Source organism: Myxacorys almedinensis A (assembly GCF_010091945.1).
GTDB lineage: Bacteria > Cyanobacteriota > Cyanobacteriia > Leptolyngbyales > Leptolyngbyaceae > Myxacorys > Myxacorys almedinensis.
The window spans coordinates 36,197-53,529 of record NZ_WVIE01000003.1; the positions used below are offsets into that span (position 1 = coordinate 36,197).

General features: G+C 44.6%; 16 protein-coding genes. 13 read left to right on the forward strand and 3 right to left on the reverse strand.

Annotated features, from left to right (window positions below; all coding sequences use genetic code 11):
- Positions 1 to 6: 6 nt before the first annotated feature.
- A complete protein-coding gene (ruvB, locus tag GS601_RS03045; protein ID WP_162421803.1) occupies positions 7 to 1,194 on the reverse strand; it encodes a Holliday junction branch migration DNA helicase RuvB in 1,188 nt (395 codons plus the stop codon).
- 36 nt (positions 1,195 to 1,230) lie between these two features.
- On the opposite strand from ruvB, the gene GS601_RS03050 reads away from it, so the two are divergent.
- From GS601_RS03050 to GS601_RS03110, 13 genes are all read left to right on the forward strand, one after another.
- A complete protein-coding gene (locus GS601_RS03050; protein WP_162421804.1) occupies positions 1,231 to 1,770 on the forward strand; it encodes a hypothetical protein in 540 nt (179 codons plus the stop codon).
- Between the two features lie 112 nt (positions 1,771 to 1,882).
- Positions 1,883 to 2,740, forward strand: a complete 858-nt coding sequence (locus tag GS601_RS03055) for an ABC transporter permease (RefSeq protein WP_162421805.1) — start codon at positions 1,883 to 1,885, stop codon at positions 2,738 to 2,740.
- Between the two features lie 48 nt (positions 2,741 to 2,788).
- The gene (locus tag GS601_RS03060) at positions 2,789 to 4,096 is read left to right on the forward strand and encodes an ABC transporter ATP-binding protein (RefSeq protein ID WP_162421806.1); all 1,308 of its coding nucleotides are present in this window, start codon (positions 2,789 to 2,791) and stop codon (positions 4,094 to 4,096) included.
- Positions 4,097 to 4,145: 49 nt separating this feature from the next.
- The gene (locus tag GS601_RS03065) at positions 4,146 to 4,817 is read left to right on the forward strand and encodes a class I SAM-dependent methyltransferase (protein WP_162421807.1); all 672 of its coding nucleotides are present in this window, start codon (positions 4,146 to 4,148) and stop codon (positions 4,815 to 4,817) included.
- Positions 4,818 to 4,829: 12 nt separating this feature from the next.
- Positions 4,830 to 5,681 carry a class I SAM-dependent methyltransferase gene (locus GS601_RS03070; RefSeq protein ID WP_162421808.1) on the forward strand — a complete coding sequence of 284 codons (852 nt, stop codon included), beginning with the start codon at positions 4,830 to 4,832 and terminating at the stop codon, positions 5,679 to 5,681.
- Positions 5,668 to 6,627, forward strand: coding sequence for a glycosyltransferase family 2 protein (locus GS601_RS03075; protein ID WP_238393007.1), 960 nt, complete (start codon positions 5,668 to 5,670; stop codon positions 6,625 to 6,627). Before GS601_RS03070 ends, GS601_RS03075 begins: the two co-directional genes overlap by 14 nt.
- Positions 6,628 to 6,642: 15 nt before the next feature.
- Positions 6,643 to 8,055, forward strand: a complete 1,413-nt coding sequence (locus GS601_RS03080; protein ID WP_162421809.1) for a glycosyl transferase, group 1 — start codon at positions 6,643 to 6,645, stop codon at positions 8,053 to 8,055.
- 40 nt (positions 8,056 to 8,095) lie between these two features.
- Complete coding sequence (locus tag GS601_RS03085; RefSeq protein ID WP_162421810.1) at positions 8,096 to 8,698, forward strand: hypothetical protein; 603 nt, start codon at positions 8,096 to 8,098, stop codon at positions 8,696 to 8,698.
- A 68-nt stretch (positions 8,699 to 8,766) separates the two neighbouring features.
- Entirely contained in the window at positions 8,767 to 11,307 is a 2,541-nt protein-coding gene (locus GS601_RS03090) for a glycosyltransferase (RefSeq protein ID WP_162421811.1), read from the forward strand.
- A gap of 62 nt (positions 11,308 to 11,369) precedes the next feature.
- Positions 11,370 to 12,428 (forward strand): class I SAM-dependent methyltransferase, encoded by a 1,059-nt coding sequence (locus tag GS601_RS03095; RefSeq protein WP_162421812.1) that lies wholly within the window; start codon positions 11,370 to 11,372, stop codon positions 12,426 to 12,428.
- 67 nt (positions 12,429 to 12,495) lie between these two features.
- On the forward strand, positions 12,496 to 13,461 hold the full coding sequence (locus tag GS601_RS03100; protein WP_162421813.1) for a GDP-mannose 4,6-dehydratase: 966 nt from the start codon (positions 12,496 to 12,498) through the stop codon (positions 13,459 to 13,461).
- A gap of 91 nt (positions 13,462 to 13,552) precedes the next feature.
- Entirely contained in the window at positions 13,553 to 14,710 is a 1,158-nt protein-coding gene (locus tag GS601_RS03105) for a glycosyltransferase family 4 protein (protein WP_162421814.1), read from the forward strand.
- A 9-nt stretch (positions 14,711 to 14,719) separates the two neighbouring features.
- Positions 14,720 to 15,796, forward strand: a complete 1,077-nt coding sequence (locus GS601_RS03110) for a glycosyltransferase family 4 protein (RefSeq protein WP_202924823.1) — start codon at positions 14,720 to 14,722, stop codon at positions 15,794 to 15,796.
- On the opposite strand, the gene GS601_RS03115 is transcribed toward GS601_RS03110, so the two are convergent.
- Together GS601_RS03115 and GS601_RS03120 are read right to left on the reverse strand one after the other, a co-directional pair.
- The gene (locus GS601_RS03115; RefSeq protein WP_162421815.1) at positions 15,793 to 16,161 is read right to left on the reverse strand and encodes a DMT family transporter; all 369 of its coding nucleotides are present in this window, start codon (positions 16,159 to 16,161) and stop codon (positions 15,793 to 15,795) included. The two genes, GS601_RS03110 and GS601_RS03115, sit on opposite strands and share 4 nt — an antisense overlap.
- A 44-nt stretch (positions 16,162 to 16,205) precedes the next feature.
- On the reverse strand, positions 16,206 to 17,264 hold the full coding sequence (locus tag GS601_RS03120; RefSeq protein WP_162421816.1) for a zinc-dependent dehydrogenase: 1,059 nt from the start codon (positions 17,262 to 17,264) through the stop codon (positions 16,206 to 16,208).
- Between the last annotated feature and the right edge of the window lie 69 nt (positions 17,265 to 17,333).

Here is a 17,333-nt window from a genome sequence, read left to right on the forward strand (position 1 = left end):
AGAACATTAAGACAGCAACATGAGTTGGCTTTCGGGAGGCTGATATCCCAGATGCTTCCAGGCAGCAGCAGTGGCAATCCGTCCTCGCGGAGTGCGACTGAGGTAGCCAATTTGCATCAAATAGGGTTCGTAGACCTCTTCGATCGTTTGAGCATCTTCTCCGGTCGAGGCAGCGAGGGTGTCAAGCCCCACAGGCCCACCGTTGTGCCGCTCGATCATAAAGCTGAGCAAGCGCCGATCCGTCCAATCTAAGCCACAGGGATCGACATTGAACAGTTGCAGCGCCTCAGATGCGATCGCTTGGTTGACCTTGCCGCTCGCTTTCACCTCCACATAGTCACGCACTCGTTTTAACAATCGATTGGCGATGCGAGGTGTGCCGCGTGACCGGCGGGCAATTTCTTCGGCCCCGCAGTACGTCACAGAGGTTTTTAATAAAACGGCAGTTCTAAGGACGATTTCCGTCAGTTCATCGAGTTCATAAAACCGCAGCCGTTGGACTAACCCAAAGCGATCGCGCAACGGAGATGTGAGCGACCCGACCCGTGTGGTTGCCCCGATCAGGGTAAAGGGAGACAACTTTAGCGACTGAGTTCGAGCAGAGCTTCCTTTGCCCAAAATAATGTCAACCCGAAAATCTTCCATCGCCGGATAAAGAATTTCTTCGGCAACGCGCGACAAGCGGTGAATTTCATCGATAAACAGCACATCTCCGGGCTGTAGACTTACCAAAAGCCCCATCACATCTCGGGGGCGTTCTAAAGCAGGAGCACTCGTGATTTTGCACTGCACCTCTAGCTCAGTTGCTAAAATCAGCGACATCGTGGTTTTTCCGAGACCAGGAGGACCATAAAGCAGCAGGTGATCTAACGATTCTTTTCTCGCTTTTGCCGCTTGAATGGCGATTCCTAAAACTTCTTTAAGATCCTTTTGTCCGATGTAGTCTGCTAGGCGTTGGGGACGGAGTTTTTCTTCTTGCTTGCCATGCTCTTCGGGTTCCGAATCGGCTTTCAAGATAGCATCACGACCTCGACCCCGATCTTCAGGCTCAGCCTGCTTGGCAGCCGTGCGAGGAGGTTTGGGGGGTTTACCGCCACTAGAACCGCTCTCCACACTCAACGGGAGGTTCCCGGACTGTGCAGCATCAGAATTGTCTGGCTCAGGAGACTGCTTTTTAGAAGAAATGATCGCCATAATTGAGAACAATCATACTGTAGACCTTCAAAAAATATGGAGATTTCACCGCGTTTTCTGGTTTCTGACCCAATTTCTTTTGAGCAAGCGATCGATCTGACTCAATCGCTGATGGCAGAATTACAACACAACCCGGTAACAGAAGCAGAGCTTGAGAGCATCATAACTGCCCTGGTTCAAAGTGAAAATGGCGCACGAGGATTTTTCGTTACCTATCTCACCGATGAGCAATCCCTAGCCGATCAACCGTCCTCGCCTGTGGTGGCGGCGCTGCGATCGTCCCCGGCGATCGTCAGTGAATTGTTGGTCAAAAATCTTGCCATGTCAACTGCTATGAAGGTGGCTCATACACGGAACCAGAACCCAGAGTTAGCCGCCGGCTCAAATCGAGTACAAACCCGCACGCTGGAATTAATCCGCCAGACACAAATTCCAGATGTCTCCGTCAAACTAGAGCAGTTGGGTCAAAGTGCAGAGACCGAGAGCGGCGAGTATCAGAGCTTCCTAAAGCGCTGGAACTATGATGAAGATCAACGAAGAGCGATCGCCCACGTAGTTTCTACGGTCGTGACCTGATATTCTGACAAGAATTGTGTCGTTTCTAACGCGATCGCGGTTTGAGCCGATTCACTTGAGCCGATCAGTTTGAGCTAATCCGTTTTTTGAGCTAGGCGAGGAAAATCACGTTTTGTTAAACTCTGTCAAAGCTGCCACCCGTAGCGCGGCTAAAAGCTTGCAACAAATCCCCGTCCTGCGACCGTGGTGGGTAAAGCTTGACCTGCTCAAAACCCTCGTTCAGCGAGATTTAGACGCCCGCTATAAAGGCTCGGTGCTGGGCAACGCCTGGTCATTGTTAAATCAGTTGGCTCAGCTATTGGTTTACACTTACCTGTTTTCGATGGTGCTCAATCTCAAACTAACGCTGAAAGGGATTCCTGCTAATGACTTTACCTTTGGGCTATGGCTCTTTGCGGGTCTCATTCCTTGGACTGCCTTCATCGCAGGACTCAGCCAAGGGGCAAATTCTGTGATCTCCCAGCCAAACTTAGTCAAAAAAGTTGTGTTTCCCCTGGGCTTGCTGCCCCTTGTGCCCATTCTTTCGGCATTTGTTGAAAGTACGATGGGCTTGATGTTGCTGATCACCTTTGTGGTGTTCTTCATGCAAACCCTGCATACTACCCTCTGGCTGTTCCCTTTGGTTTGGGTGCCGCAATTGCTGCTTACAGCAGGGCTGAGCTATCTCGTTGCCGGATTAACCGTTTTTTTAAGAGACATTCCCCAGACAGTGGGCGTAATTCTCAATCTCTGGTTTTATGTCACACCCATTGTGTATCCGGCAACGTTAATTCCTGAAAACTTAAGATTTTGGGTGTTTTGGCTCAACCCTATGACTGCGATCGTCGAACTATATCGAGATTTAGTCTTGGTTGGAGAAATCCAGCATTGGCAGGAATGGGGTGTCGCAACAGGCGTCTCTATTTTTATTTTCGCGATCGGAGCTACAGTCTATCGGCGATTGCGTCCTGCCTTTGCCGATGTGCTGTAACATCTGAGTGATCCGAGGTGTGAGCGTTAGAGGAAGCAACACAGCGTTATGGGTGAAAGCATTATTTCTCTGAAGAATGTTTCCAAGTGCTTTAAGCGATATGCAAAACCTGCCGATCGGTTGAAAGAAGTTTTTGTCCCTAGACATAGCGGAGCAGAAGAATTTTGGGCGCTGCGAGATATCAACCTCGAAGTAGAAAAAGGGTCGACCCTTGGGCTTGTGGGTCAGAATGGGTCTGGCAAAAGCACGCTCTTACAAATTGTGGCGGGCACTCTCACGCCGACCTCTGGAGATGTTCAGGTAAAAGGTCGCATTTCAGCGTTATTAGAATTAGGCAGTGGATTCAATCCAGAATTTACAGGACGGCAAAATGTCTTTTTCAACGGACGAGTTTTAGGGCTAAGTCAAGACGAAATTGGGCGAAAATTTGACGGTATTGCTGCCTTTGCCGATATCGGAGCTTTTATTGACCAACCCGTAAAAACCTATTCTAGCGGGATGTTTATCCGCTTAGCTTTTGCAGTAGCCATCAATATTGATCCGGATATCTTGATTGTAGATGAAGCCTTAGCTGTAGGAGATATTTTTTTCCAGGCAAAATGTTACAAAAAGCTTGAGGAATTGCAAGATCGAGGCATCTCAATTCTGTTTGTTTCTCATGACACGGCAACTATTCAAAGCTTGTGCGAAGAAGGAGTTTTACTCCATCATGGACAGATTGTGTGTCGTGATGTTCCTAGCGTTATCTCTAGTAAATACTTTCAGTTGTTTCGGACGGAGCATGAGCAGCTAAATCAGAGCGATAAACCTGTAGAAGCTGACGTTCCAAAAACTAAGCAAAATAACCCGATCGCACTTTCGCGCGATCAGCGCATTACGAACGGAAAAGCCACCATTCGAGAAGTTTATATTACAGATACCCTAGGACAATCGAAAACGACGTTTGAAATTGGCGAAACGCTGCAAGGGCGAATTATTGTCGAGTTTCACGACAACTGCTATGACGTGTCTATTGGGTTGGCGTTGCGCGATCGCTACGGGCGGCTCCTGTTTGGAAAGCATACCTGGTATGACGATCCAGGGCTGATTCCTATTGTTCATAAAGATGAGATTATCGAGTGTATGATCAGGTTTGAGCTAAATATCCAAGCCAATGAATACTTAGGGCTAATTGGCATTGCAACCCATCGAAGCGAGATAGACTACGACTCATTGGATATTCTTCAAGATGCGTTTGTGATCCAAGTGATCGGCACGAACCAGAGTTGGGGCATTACCAAAGTGCCAGGAACAATTGAAATTCGGCACAAAAATTTGGTAACGCCTCAATCGTTGATGGCAGAAGGAGTTGAATAAGTCGTAGAAGATTCGGCTGTTGTCGTTCCGAAATTGCACCTAGCAAGCCATGCAAGAAATTCACCCCTTCCTCAATCCTCATCCTTGTGATCCCCATTACATTGCTCGATTCAGCATGCTGCAAGGATTATCTGCGATCGCGCCTACCGTCAGGGGGCGAGTGCTAGATATCGGAAGCGGGCATCTTCGTGGATATGAAGGCTTATTTAAGCCCTATGTTGATGAATATTTATGTTTAGATCGACAAAATATTCCAACCGTAGATATATGCTCAGATTGCTATGATATTCCGCTAGATAGCCATTCTTTCGATAGTATTGTTTCTACTCAAGCGCTTGAGCATTTAGACACGCCTGCTGCCATGCTCGAAGAGTCGTATCGATTACTAAAACCAGGAGGGCGGCTCATTCTTACGGCTCCGATGACATGGGGCACCCACGAAGAACCGTACGACTTCTATCGCTACACCGAATTTGGGATTCATCATCTGCTCAAGCACGTTGGGTACATCGACATTACTGTGGAACCCCTTGAGGGATTAATGGCGACCATTGTTCAGATTTTGATTGATGAGTACCATTTTGAATGGCGCGCTAGAAATAAAAAGATGTGCGATTTTTTCATCAGACATCTCAATGCGATCGCACTTCGATTAGACCGAAAATTTCCAACCCGTCGCATTTGCCTCACCTATCTATCCGTAGCTGTCAAGCCCGTTTGAACTCGTTGAATCATGTTTGATATCAATCTTGCTGGACCTTGGACTCCCGACATGTATGCGGAACATCTCCCCGATGCGATCGCGTTTGATGAAACGCTGATTCGCACCGTCATTCATGCATGTCAACCGCGCACTGCCCTCGATTTGGGATGCGGATTGGGATACTTTGTTCAGTTTCTTAGAGCAGAAGGCATGGAGGCTTGGGGGGTTGAAGCTGCCGATATGGGCGCTGCCTTCAAAGCTCCGGGGTTTCAAATTCAACGCGATCTCAGCACTCCGTTTGACTTAGAGCAGAAGGCTGATCTGGTCATTTGTTTGGAAGTTGTCGAACATATCCCCCCCTCCCTTGAAGACGTTGTATTTGATAATATTGTGCGCCACGTCGGTCAGTACCTCCTCTTTAGTGGTGCAACTCCGGGACAGCAAGGCACGGGACATATTAATGAGCAACCGGAGAGCTATTGGTTTGCTCATCTGGTGCGCCGGGGGTTACGCCTGATTCCCGATCAAACGATTCAGATCCGTCTTGCCAGTCAACTGCCGTGGTACGCCAACAACGCCTCACTGTGGGAGTGGGCACTGCCGCAAGAGAGAGCCATTGGGATTTCTGAGCGAGATAGCCAGATTCTAGAGTGCCGTCGTCAACTGCATGGGGCACAGCAATCTGCTGAAGTTCAGACAACATTGAAGCAGTCTTTAGAACAACGAATCTACCATCTTGAGGTAGAACTGGCGTCTGCTCAACAATTGGCAGAAAATGCACGCATTGAGATTGCCGCTATGAAGACTAGCAAATTTTGGAAAGTGCGATCGCGCTGGTTTCACCTCAAACGTTTCTTCGGGTTGGCAAATGATGATCAATAACTCATCCGAGCAACTCCCGCTCTCGATCGTGATTCCTTGCTTTAATCAAGGTGAATTTATTGGAGAGGCGCTCTCTAGTATTGAGCAGTGTCGCGACCCCGTTTATGAAATCATTATTGTGAATGATGGATCAACTGATCCCTTCACCATCAATGTATTCAACCATCTAAAACAGCAGGGCTACACCATCCTTAATCAATCAAATCAAGGACTAGCTTGCGCTCGAAATAATGGAATTGCTAACGCTCAAGGGCAATATATTCTAGCTTTAGATGCTGATAACAAGATTAGACCAGCGTATATTTACAAGGGAATTGAGATACTTGATCATGATCCTGAGATTGGAGTTGTCTATGGAGATGCAGAATATTTTGGAGAGCGCAACGACAGATTAACCGTTGCAGATTTTGATGCAGATCGATTGCTGTTAGGGAACTACATTGATGCTTGTGCCGTATTTCGTAAAGGGGTTTGGGAAGAATGCGGTGGCTACGACGAAACGATGCCACTTCAAGGCTATGAGGATTGGGATTTGTGGCTAAATGCAATGCAGAAAGGCTGGAAATTCTACCATGTGCCCGACGTGTTGTTTGACTACCGAGTTCGCTCTGGCTCCATGATTAGCATCTGTAAAATTCCTGAGAATAAAAAGAAGCTAGTCAACTATGTCTGTACAAAGCATCGCGATTTGTATACGAGAAATCTTGCTTACCTCATTGCTGAAAAAGATTGTCTAGCAGACGCTTGTTGGAATGAGGCTCAACAGTTACGCACTCAGCTTAATCAAGCGCAGGCAGAGTTAGAACAGAGTCACCAAGCGATCGCAACTAGCTATGAAAAAATCAGAGCGATGGAGAGCAGCAGATTTTGGCAGTTTAGAACGCTGTGGTTTCAATTGAAGCGAGCATTAGGGTTACTGACTACCGATGTACTTAAAACTAGATAAAGACGAATTATCAACATGGCAAAAAGGGTTGTTTGCACTGTCATTACAAAGAGTTTCTTAGCTCATGCTCGCACCTTAGCCGAATCGTTGACTGAGCATAATCCTGATGTTGAACTGTATGTTTTACTTGCTGACCGCATAGACAACTATTTTGATCCGTCTTTAGAGCCGTTTCACCTGATTCAGTTAGAGGATCTTCCAGAATTTGATGTCGTGAGTCAAATGTGTTTTTACTACACACCCTTTGAATTGTGCTGTGCATTGCGAGGCTATCTTCATGAGTATATTTTCCGTCACACATCTGCTGAAAGCTGGATCTTTTTAGATGCAGACATCATGATATTTCATTCCCTTGACAAGATTTTTGAGCAGGTTGAGGAAGCTTCTATTGTACTAACCCCCCATCTTCAAAGTCTCTCTATGCCAGTAATAGAGGCAGATCTCGAAATTGCTATTCTTAATGCTGGGTTATATAATGCTGGATTTGTTGGACTAAAGAGAACAGCAGAAGCCCTCAAATTTATTACCTGGTTTAAAGAGCGATTGCAGGACTACTGCTTCAATGATGTTGCTGTAGAAAATACGAGAGGTCTGTTTGTGGATCAACGATGGTTGAACTTAGCCCCTCTCTACTTCAAAGATGTGGCTTTGCTTCTAGATGCGGGTGCAAATTTAGGGCACTGGAATCTTTTTGATCGGACGTTAAAACTGACCCAAGATCACAGAATTACAGTGAATCAGCAGCCTTTGTTCTTCGTTCACTTCAGTGGATGGGATATTGCAAACCCCGATCGGATCTCAAAATACAGCGTGCGCTACGATAATGCAGACATTTTGGTGTGGAAGCATATCTCAATACCGTATCGAGAGAGACTACTCAAAAACGGGTATGAAACTACTATTCAATATCCTTGTGCCTTCGATTCTTTTGAAACAGGAGAACCAATCTCTCGTACAATGCGCCGACTGTATTATGACAACGTAACGAAGGGAATGGTTCAACCCGAATCACCATTTGCCGATCCGGCTTATTTCCACGAGCAGCCGTACATTCCCAGCGAGAGCAAAGTGCTGCTGAGAGAGAAAGTGGTGCGATCGCAGGAATATATTAATGAACTCAACGAGGAGTTATCGTCAACTCAGGCTTCTTTTGCCGAAACTCAAGCAGAACTGGCTTTGGTGAAAGGGGTTTTGCCGCAAACCCAGGTAGAACTACTGCAAGCTCAAACCGAGTTAACCCACCTTGAAACACGCTTGGTTCAAACTCAGGCAAAACTTACACAAACGCAGTCAGAACTAGCGCAGGCTCAAATAGAGTTGGAGCAGTTTCAAACTATGCTTGAAGAAATTAAACAGAGTAAACTTTGGGCAATCAGAGAAATTTGGAACCGGTTTAAGCAAATTGTAGGTTTCAGTGGTAATGGATGATAAATTGATACCTGTGTAATTGTAGGAAGTGGAATTTGCAATGACAAGGCGTGTTCTATCTCAGTTAAATCAAGTTGAACGCATAGATAAACTTGAGTTGAGCGACGAAGTTGAAATAGAAGAACAAAGTTTATTAGAACGTTTGACGGATGTTTACAATGAATCCATTGCTTGCCTCGAACCCAAACTTATTTTGATAGAAGAGCCGCCATTGATTGAGAAAAAGCCATTGGTTGATCAAAAGCCATTGCCTAACATTACGAACGTAGAAGTAGATGGCAACTATCTACTGTTTTTCAACGATATTTACAAAAATAGATTTAGTGCCTGGTTAAAGCAAATTTTGAAGTTGTTAACTTGGTCTACTTTAAAGCGCCAGGTTTATTTTAATTCCGCAATTCGTGAACTGGTGTATAAACTCATGCAGCAAAACTATGAGTTTCGTCTACAGCAGCTAAAAGTCCAGTCTAAGGTTTCTGATTTAGAGCAGCAGGTACAGCAGCTTTCTGAGCAGGTTGAAAGGCTTTCATCTGTTAATCATCAAGCGATAAATTTATTAGAGTCTATTCATCAAGGGAAACTGGAGAGCCGACACGACTTCAAAAAGATGGTTGACGATCGCGAGACGCAATCGCTTAAATAGGTAACTTGTTAAGTAGGCAAGCTAAAGGCTATTAAAATGACGTTGGAAATTACGAGGTGGTGTCATTAATGAGGATCGGAATTGACATTCAAGCTCTACAAACAGAAAACTCTAGAAATAGAGGTATCGGTCGTTATACTCGGTCAGTTATTGAAAATTTGCTGTCTGGATTTCCCAACAACAGCTATCATATTTTCGCAAACAGAACGCTCCGTGCACCTGATATTGATCCTCAAATCTATCCTTATACCTATGTTAATTATGAACAGATTGGAAGCTCAGAAATCAACGATTTGCTATTAAAAACTACGTTCTCGTCAGATAATATTGATGCCGTTTTTATTCCAAGTCCAATGGAGGAGTTGGATGCTACAATTCCAAGCTATAAAAACTTTTGTAAGCAAACTTTCGTTATTTGCTATGATTTGATTCCGCTTTTGTTTCAAGATCGGTATCTATCTGATCCAACGATGAATAGCTTGTACATGAAACGCCTATTGAATGTACAAAATGCAGATTTTATATTTGCCATTTCCGAATCGACTCGCCAAGATGCAATTAAGTATCTTAATGTTGCTCCTGACAAAGTTTTGAATGTGTCAGGCGGTGTTTCTTCGTTTTTTAAACCGATTGATGCCTGCGATCGCGCCCGATGGCTTGAAGGATTTGCCCAGAAATTTGGAATTACTAAACCCTTCATTCTTTATACTGGCGGGGAAGATTGGCGAAAAAACATTGAAGGGTTAGTGAAAGGATTCTCTAAACTGCCTACAGATCTCAGAAACTCCTACGAACTTGTCATTGCTTGCAAAGTTTCTGATTTGTTTGCTAGGGAACTCAAAGGGTTAGCTTCATCCTTAGGCATTGAGCAGTCCTTTATCCTAACCAATTACATTACAGATGAAGAATTGAGGGCATTGTACTCAACCTGTTCACTGTTTGTTTTTCCGTCGTTTTATGAAGGATTTGGGCTACCCTTGCTAGAAGCGATGGCATGTGGTGCGCCTGCGATCGCAAGTAATCAGTCTTCGCTCCCAGAAATTTTAGGTGTTCCAGACCAACTCTTTGACCCGTCTTCTAATGAAGATATAGCGAGAGTAATGCAGAGGATTTTGTCTAACGAGCCTCTCAGAAAACGCGCTGCAGAAGAATCACTTCAGCAAGCGCTAACGTTCACCTGGAACTCTGTCGCTCAAAAAATAGCTGATGTTTTTGCAGACTATAAGCCCCTCGATCGAACGACGATTCTATTTAATCGGATTAACCATAAAGAATCCAAAATTCAAGCCGCCTATTTTAGCCCGCTCAAGCCGTTAAAATCTGGAATTTCGGATTATAGTCAAGATCTACTACCGGTATTAACTCAACATTTTGATCTTGATCTTTATCACGATGAAGGGTATTCGCCTCAGCTTACGTCAGACCATAATTTGTATTCATATACTCAATTTGAGAAGCAAGCTTTATCCAAAGAATATGAAGCTCTCATCTATCAGATAGGAAATAGCGAGTTTCATTTTTATATGTATGCTCAATTGGCAAGATACTCTGGTATTTCAGTTTTACACGATTACTATTTAGGAGGGCTGATTAACGCGATTAGCCTTTTTCGACCAGAATTAGGAGTAACGCTTGCAGGTGAATTAAAACACAACTATGGAGAAAAGAAAACATCTGAGATATTAGACTTACTTCAAAGACAAAAGTTAGATATTTCTCAAGATTTTCCCAGGCTTGGCATTTACCTAAATCGAAGAATCTTTACTCGATCTCTTGGCGTGATTGTGCACAGTGTATGGGCTTATAAAATGGCTATAAAGGCTTATGCTTATGATAATGAGTGCATTGTTCATATTCCGATCGAAGTTCCTCCTTTTCCAATTCAGCAAAGCGTACAAGAGGTTCGCTTTCAATTAGGGATTCCGACGGAAAGTACAGTTATTTCAACGCTTGGATTTGTGCATCAGACAAAACGAGCATTGCCTATTTTAAGTGCCTTTAAAAAATATGTTGCTCATTATCCTTCAGCCTATTTAGTCTATGCAGGCGGCACTGAATATCTCGAAGCAATTGATCTCAACAATGAAATTAAGAAACTGGGATTAGAGAAACAGGTTAAGGTTACTGGATTTATTAGCTCAGCAGACTTTCATCGGTACATTGCTGCTAGTGATATCTGTCTTAATTTAAGATTTCCGTTTAATGGCGAAAGTTCAGCTTCTTTAGTACGAACTTTATCAGCTAGAAAACCGACTGTGGTGACAGATATTGGCTCTTTTGCTGATTTTCCTGACGATGTTGTTTTCAAAATTCCTCAGCCTGATCAAGCAGACGAAGTTGAAGAGATTTTTAAAGCATTGCTTATCTTGACTGAAAATTCGGAATGCCGAGCCTCCCTTGGAACAAATGCTGAGAAATATGTAACGCGTGAACATGCGCCGGAGCGATGTGCGCGACTTTATGCCGATTTTGTGAAACAAGTCCTGCGATCGCGGCAAGCAAAACGTAAACTCTTAGTTGATCACGTTGGTCGAGAACTGGCAAGCCATTCTACAGACGATGCCCAGGCGCTCCTTACCTGCTTTGCTAAAGCGATTGATACAAACTGAAATGCTTAAGACTGAAGCCTAGAATGCAAGCCTTGCTCTAAACCTAACTGAGGTTATAAAGAATGTCAGAAATTAAGAGACTCATGCCATTATTTATTAAAGATCTTCTTAAAATCTTATTAAATATAGCACCTCCACCACGTCATTCCAACTTTGAAGAATCTAAGTTAGACACGCTTGAAGAATCTAGAAAGCAGTTAGAAATAATTAGTAAGCTTAATTTTGAGATTTTAACTTTACAGCGCCGTTTGGCTTTAGTAGAAGAGCGACTACATCAGTCTTCTGACTCGGCTTGCCCCAATCTAAATTGTTTTGATATCAAAACCATGGTATGCCAATATGAACACTTCAATACACCCTGGTTTTATCGCTGGGATCAAGAAATTTCCTTGGGCGGAGGAACTAATGCTTTGCCCCGCACGTTTCACCGAAAACTTTGGGAATGGTATGCGATCGCTCAAGCTTTATGGGAGCGGGGTTTCTTGGATGCAACTAAGAAAGGATTAGGATTTGCAGTCGGAACCGAGCCATTGTCGTCATTATTTGCTAACTATGGAGTAACGGTTTTAGCGACGGATTTAGATACAAATAACCCAGACGCAGAGGCTTGGAAAACAACAAATCAGCATGCTGATTCTTTAGAAAGTCTATGGAGCGAACATATTATTTCACGAGATGCATTTATGGAGCGAGTCCGTTTTCAAAATGCTGACATGAAGAATTTGGTAGGCATTGAAGAGAAGTTTGATTTTGTTTGGAGTTCGTGTGCATTAGAACATTTAGGTAGCTTAGAAGAAGGAATAAATTTTGCTATCAATTCATCTAAACTGCTCAAACCCGGGGGGATTGGAATTCATACAACAGAATTTAATGTAGCATCAAATGACGCGACGCTTCTAGACGGTTCTAATGTCATTTATCGTAAATGTGATATTGAAGAACTAGACTATAAACTGCGGAAACAAGGAATGTGTTTAGAAGAAATGGACTTTCGACCAGGTACCAGTTTCGACGATCGGCAATACGACACTCCGCCTTACTATGTCTCCGGTCATCAACATATCAAACTTGCCCTCGCTGACCACATCGCAACGTCTTTAATTTTTATTATTTACACTTAAGCTTCTACTTTTTAGATTTTGCCAGTATATTCTTTACTCGATAGTTTCATCGCACAAAGTGAGCAGCATGGCAAAGAAAGCTTTAATCACTGGATTAACCGGACAAGACGGATCGTATCTAGCTGAACTCCTCGTTGAGAAAGGTTATCAAGTCTTTGGGTTGGTGCGGCGCTCTAGTTCTGGCAACCTCGATCGCATCAGCCATCTCTCTGACAAAGTACAGATTCTTTCTGGCGACTTGCTTGATCAGTCCTCGCTGATGGATGTGATTACCGAGTCTAGCCCCGATGAAATTTATAACTTAGCGTCTCAAAGCTATGTTCCCCTATCGTGGACACAACCCGCTTTAACAGCAGAATATACTGCACTAGGGGTGTCCCGCTTGCTCGAATCGATTCGGCGCTGCAAACCCGATGCCCGCTTTTATCAAGCTTCTAGCAGCGAAGTCTTTGGGCAACCGGATGAATCGCCGCAAACTGAGCGGACTGCCTTTCGTCCTCGCAATCCCTATGGCGTGGCTAAAGCCTATGCTCATTGGATGACCGTTAACTATCGGCAAAAATATGGGTTGTATTCCTGCTGTGGCATTACTTATACCCATGAGTCGCCGCGCCGAGGGACAGAGTTTGTGTTTCGCAAAATCACTCTCGCGGCTGCCATGATTAAGTTGGGTATGAGCCACGATCTCAAGCTAGGAAATCTTGATGCTCGGCGGGATTGGTGCTACGCCAAAGATGCGGTTCATGCAATGTGGGTCATGTTGCAGCAAGACAAACCCGATGATTTCATCATTGCTAGTGGGGAAACTCATTCTGTACGCGAATTGGTTGAATGTGCGTTTCGGTGTGTTGGTTTGGATTGGGAGAACTATGTCTCTGTTGATCCAGCATTCTACCGCCCCGATGAAGCCGTTCAACTGATTGGATCGATTGATAAAATTGGCAAGCAGTTAAACTGGCAGCCTCAATATTCGTTTGAGCAACTTGTAGAGTTGATGGTTGACCATGATCTGAAACGGTTGAGTGAGAAGTAATCGATGAGTTGAACTAATCTCGTGTTGCGAAACATCTGATGAGAAAGTTAGAACTATTGCTCTACAAAATTGCTAATGCTCAACATTACTAATGCTCAACATTACCATTGATGCAACGCCTGTTTTGCCTAAGCCAAGCGGAATTGGTTTTTATGTGGTGAACTTAATTCGAGCATTGGAGGAGTTGCAGCTTGCACAAGAATCACCCGACTTTGCGATCGATCTCATTTATCAAATTAGTTTAAAGGGCTGGCTCAAAGGCAATTTTTCTTGTCCTGAACCACTTCAGGAGTTTGAAAATCTGCGGCTTTTTCCATTACCTGTAAAAGCAACAAATCTCTTTATTAAGTTTCCTCCATTGTTCTTACCTTATTTTGAAGGCTCTTTTGGCTTTTCAGATATTTTTCATGGGACGAACTATACGGTTTTTCCCTTTAGAAAAAGTAAGCGAGTTTTATCAATCTATGATTTGACATTTGTGAAGTATCCGCAGTTCACAAATTCTACCGTTAAAGCCTATGCAGAACGGGTTAAGCAATGCCTTCAATGGACTGATTTGGTGTTAACAATTTCTCATAGTTCTAAACAAGATATTGTTGAATTGTTGGGTGTGCCCGCAGAGAAAGTTTGGGTGACGCCGCTTGCGAGCCGCTACTCGGTTGGAGAGTGCGATCGCGCGCCTCTTTCCTCTGTAAATTACGATTTTTCTAAGCCATATATTCTATTTGTGAGCACGATCGAGCCTCGAAAAAACATTGCTACGTTAATTGAGGCGTTTGATCACTTAAAAGAAAAATATCACCTTGAGCATCAACTGGTGTTGATTGGTCAGAAAGGCTGGTTGTACGAATCGATTTTTGAACGAATAGCGCGATCGCGTTACAAAACTGATATTCATCACCTCAGTTATTTATCGGATGAACACGTTGCATTGTTTTATGCAAACGCTGACGTGTTTGTTTACCCGTCTTACTACGAAGGCTTTGGGCTGCCTGCCCTAGAAGCGATGACCTTGGGCGCGCCTGTTGTTACCTCAAATGCCTCTTCGCTGCCCGAAGTGGTCGGAGACGCAGCCCTATTGGTAGATCCCAATTCGGTGGACGATTTGACAGAGGCAATTTTGCAAGTTGTTAGCAGTTCTTTGCTCAGAGATAAATTAATTGAAAAAGGAAAAGAACGGGCAAAATTATTTTCTTGGAACCATACTGCTAAAGAAACGCTAAAAGCTTATAAACTGCTAATGTCCTGATTCTTTCTGATGGTCTTGTCTGGTCAACTCTTGGTTAATTTATCGTTTTTGGCATCAAAGCCGACGGGTCACACGGTTTATGCTAAAAATCTTCTGATTGCTTTAGAATCGCTCGATCCGGTTTTGTTGATTGGGCAAGCTTTGTCCAATTTCCGCTGTTATCAAATTTCAGATCAGTTAACTCCCGATCAAGGTACGAAAGGGCATTTTTCTCGTCTTGTTTGGAACCAGTTTAGTTTGCCAAAACTCTATAAAAAACTCCAGGGAAATCTACTTTTTTCTCCCATTCCTGAAGCGCCTCTATATTCAAATTGCCGCTATATTGTGACGCTCCATGATTTTATCCCGCTTAGATTTCCCCGCCTAACATCGCCTCTAACAGCGTATTTTCGTTTCTATGTTCCCCAGATTTTAAGACAGGCAGAACATATTTTATGCGATTCAGAATCAACGGCGAAAGATGCCTTTGATTTCTATCAAATTCCGCATTCAAAAATGACGGTTGTGCCAATTTCTTATGATCAGCAGCATTTTCGATTTTTAAACTTGCCGACTCAACATTATTTCCTTTACGTAGGTCGTCACGATCCTTACAAGAATTTAGAGCGGTTGATTTCGGCTTTCGCAACGTTAAGCGATCGCGAGTCCGAACTTTGGATTGCTGGATCTTCTGACGATCGCTACACTCCGGTTTTACTGGCTCAGGCAAAAGAATTAGGCGTGGGGCATCGGGTCAAATTTTTGAGCTACGTTCCTTATTCAGAACTACCGATTCTGATGAATGGAGCGATCGCACTTGTGTTTCCAAGTCTTTGGGAAGGCTTTGGCTTGCCTGTGCTTGAGGCGATGGCGTGTGGAACGCCGGTGATCACCTCGAATCTTTCGTCAATTCCTGAAGTGGCAGGTGAGGCGGCGATGTTAGTTGATCCCTACAACGGAGCCGCGATCGCTGGAGCTATGCAGACCATCCTCAGTGATCCGAGCTTGCGGACTCAACTTCGGCAAAAAGGACGCGATCGCGCCGCCCAATTTAGCTGGCAAAAAACTTCTGCAACCACGGCTGCCATTCTCAGCCGATACCTTTAATTTTTAGCAAGCAGCAGAACCACGCCGCAGACAATAAATGCCATACCAAAAAGCCGCACTAGAGGAATTGCCTCGCCAAACATAAAGTGACCGATCAAAATCGAAAAGATATACTGCAACGCCACCGCAGGAGCCAAAACGCTGAGATTGACGCGAGTGAGCAGCAAAATATAAAGCACTGCTGCAACGCCATAAAAGGCTAAGCCAATGACGAGTTCAGGCGTTGTTGCGATGCCAATCACATGTGCGATCGCGTTACTGGCAGTGAGTTTGCCCAACTTGAGCGCACCTGACTTCAGAAAGAATTGCCCACTGATGCCCGCCCCGATCGAGATTAAAAACAGCAAAAACTCTTGAACAGTCACACCAGATCCTTTAATAGAATAGCTATGATTCTCAGTCTACAGTGCTACTTATTACTCTCCGGATAGATCAAAATTTTGTAGGTTTCTGGAGTGGGTGCGATCGCTTGGTCAACGGCTATGCCCAAATCTGCGAGGGGGTAGCGATCGCTCACCAAGGCATCGACATCAATGCGATGGTGAAATACGATATCTGCGGCCAATGCCTGAACTCGGTACGAAGAACTGTAGCTGCCGATCAAATCGATTTCTCTGCGATACAAAATGTTGGGATTGATCGGAATTTCTAGCTCATCGGGAAACTCTGCGAAGAAGAGAATTTTTCCCCCTTTGCGGGTGCACTCCAAGGCTTGAAAAAAGGCTTTATCGCTCGGAACCGCCAGAAGCGCCACATCTGCCCCCATGCCGCCCGTCATCGCCTGAATCTTGGCAGATAACGTTGGATCGCGGGCATCAAAAGCGGCTTCCGCCCCGACGCTGAGAGCTTTTTCAATGCGAGATGGAATCAGATCCGTTGCGATCGCCCGTGCCCCAAAATAGTTGACCAGCATAATAAACATCAGCCCGATCGGTCCTGCCCCTGTCACCAAAACGGTCTGTCCTGGCGCGATCTGCGCTTTTTTCACCGCTTTCAAACAGCAGTTTGTCGGCTCTACAAAACTGGCTTGCTCAAACGTCACATTCTCTGGAATCTCGATCAGCCCGCCGTTTCGCACAATATGACCGGGAACCTTCACATAGTCGGCAAAGCCGCCGCCACTGGGCGAAAACCCCGCTGTTGTGGTGATGTTTTTGTAGACCTCGCACATCGAGAAATTTTCATTGAGGCAGTAAGCGCAGTGCATACAGGGGATGTGGTGCAGCACAACCACGCGATCGCCCACCGACCACCGATTAACTTCAGATCCGATCGCCGCGATCGTGCCTGCCGTCTCGTGCCCAAAAATTCGCGGTGGCTCGTAGAGCGGATATTTGATTTTTTTGATGTCAGATTGACATAGCCCCACCACGCGAACTTGCACCAACACTTCATCGCTGGCAATCTCAGGGAGTGGCACGTCTTCGTAGCTGAGTTGATCGACGCCTCGAAATACCTGCGCTTTCATAGGAATTTCTTGAAAAACCGTTCGATAGTGACTGTACCATTAGCTGTTGTCCTGTGGGGTTCGCTTTTT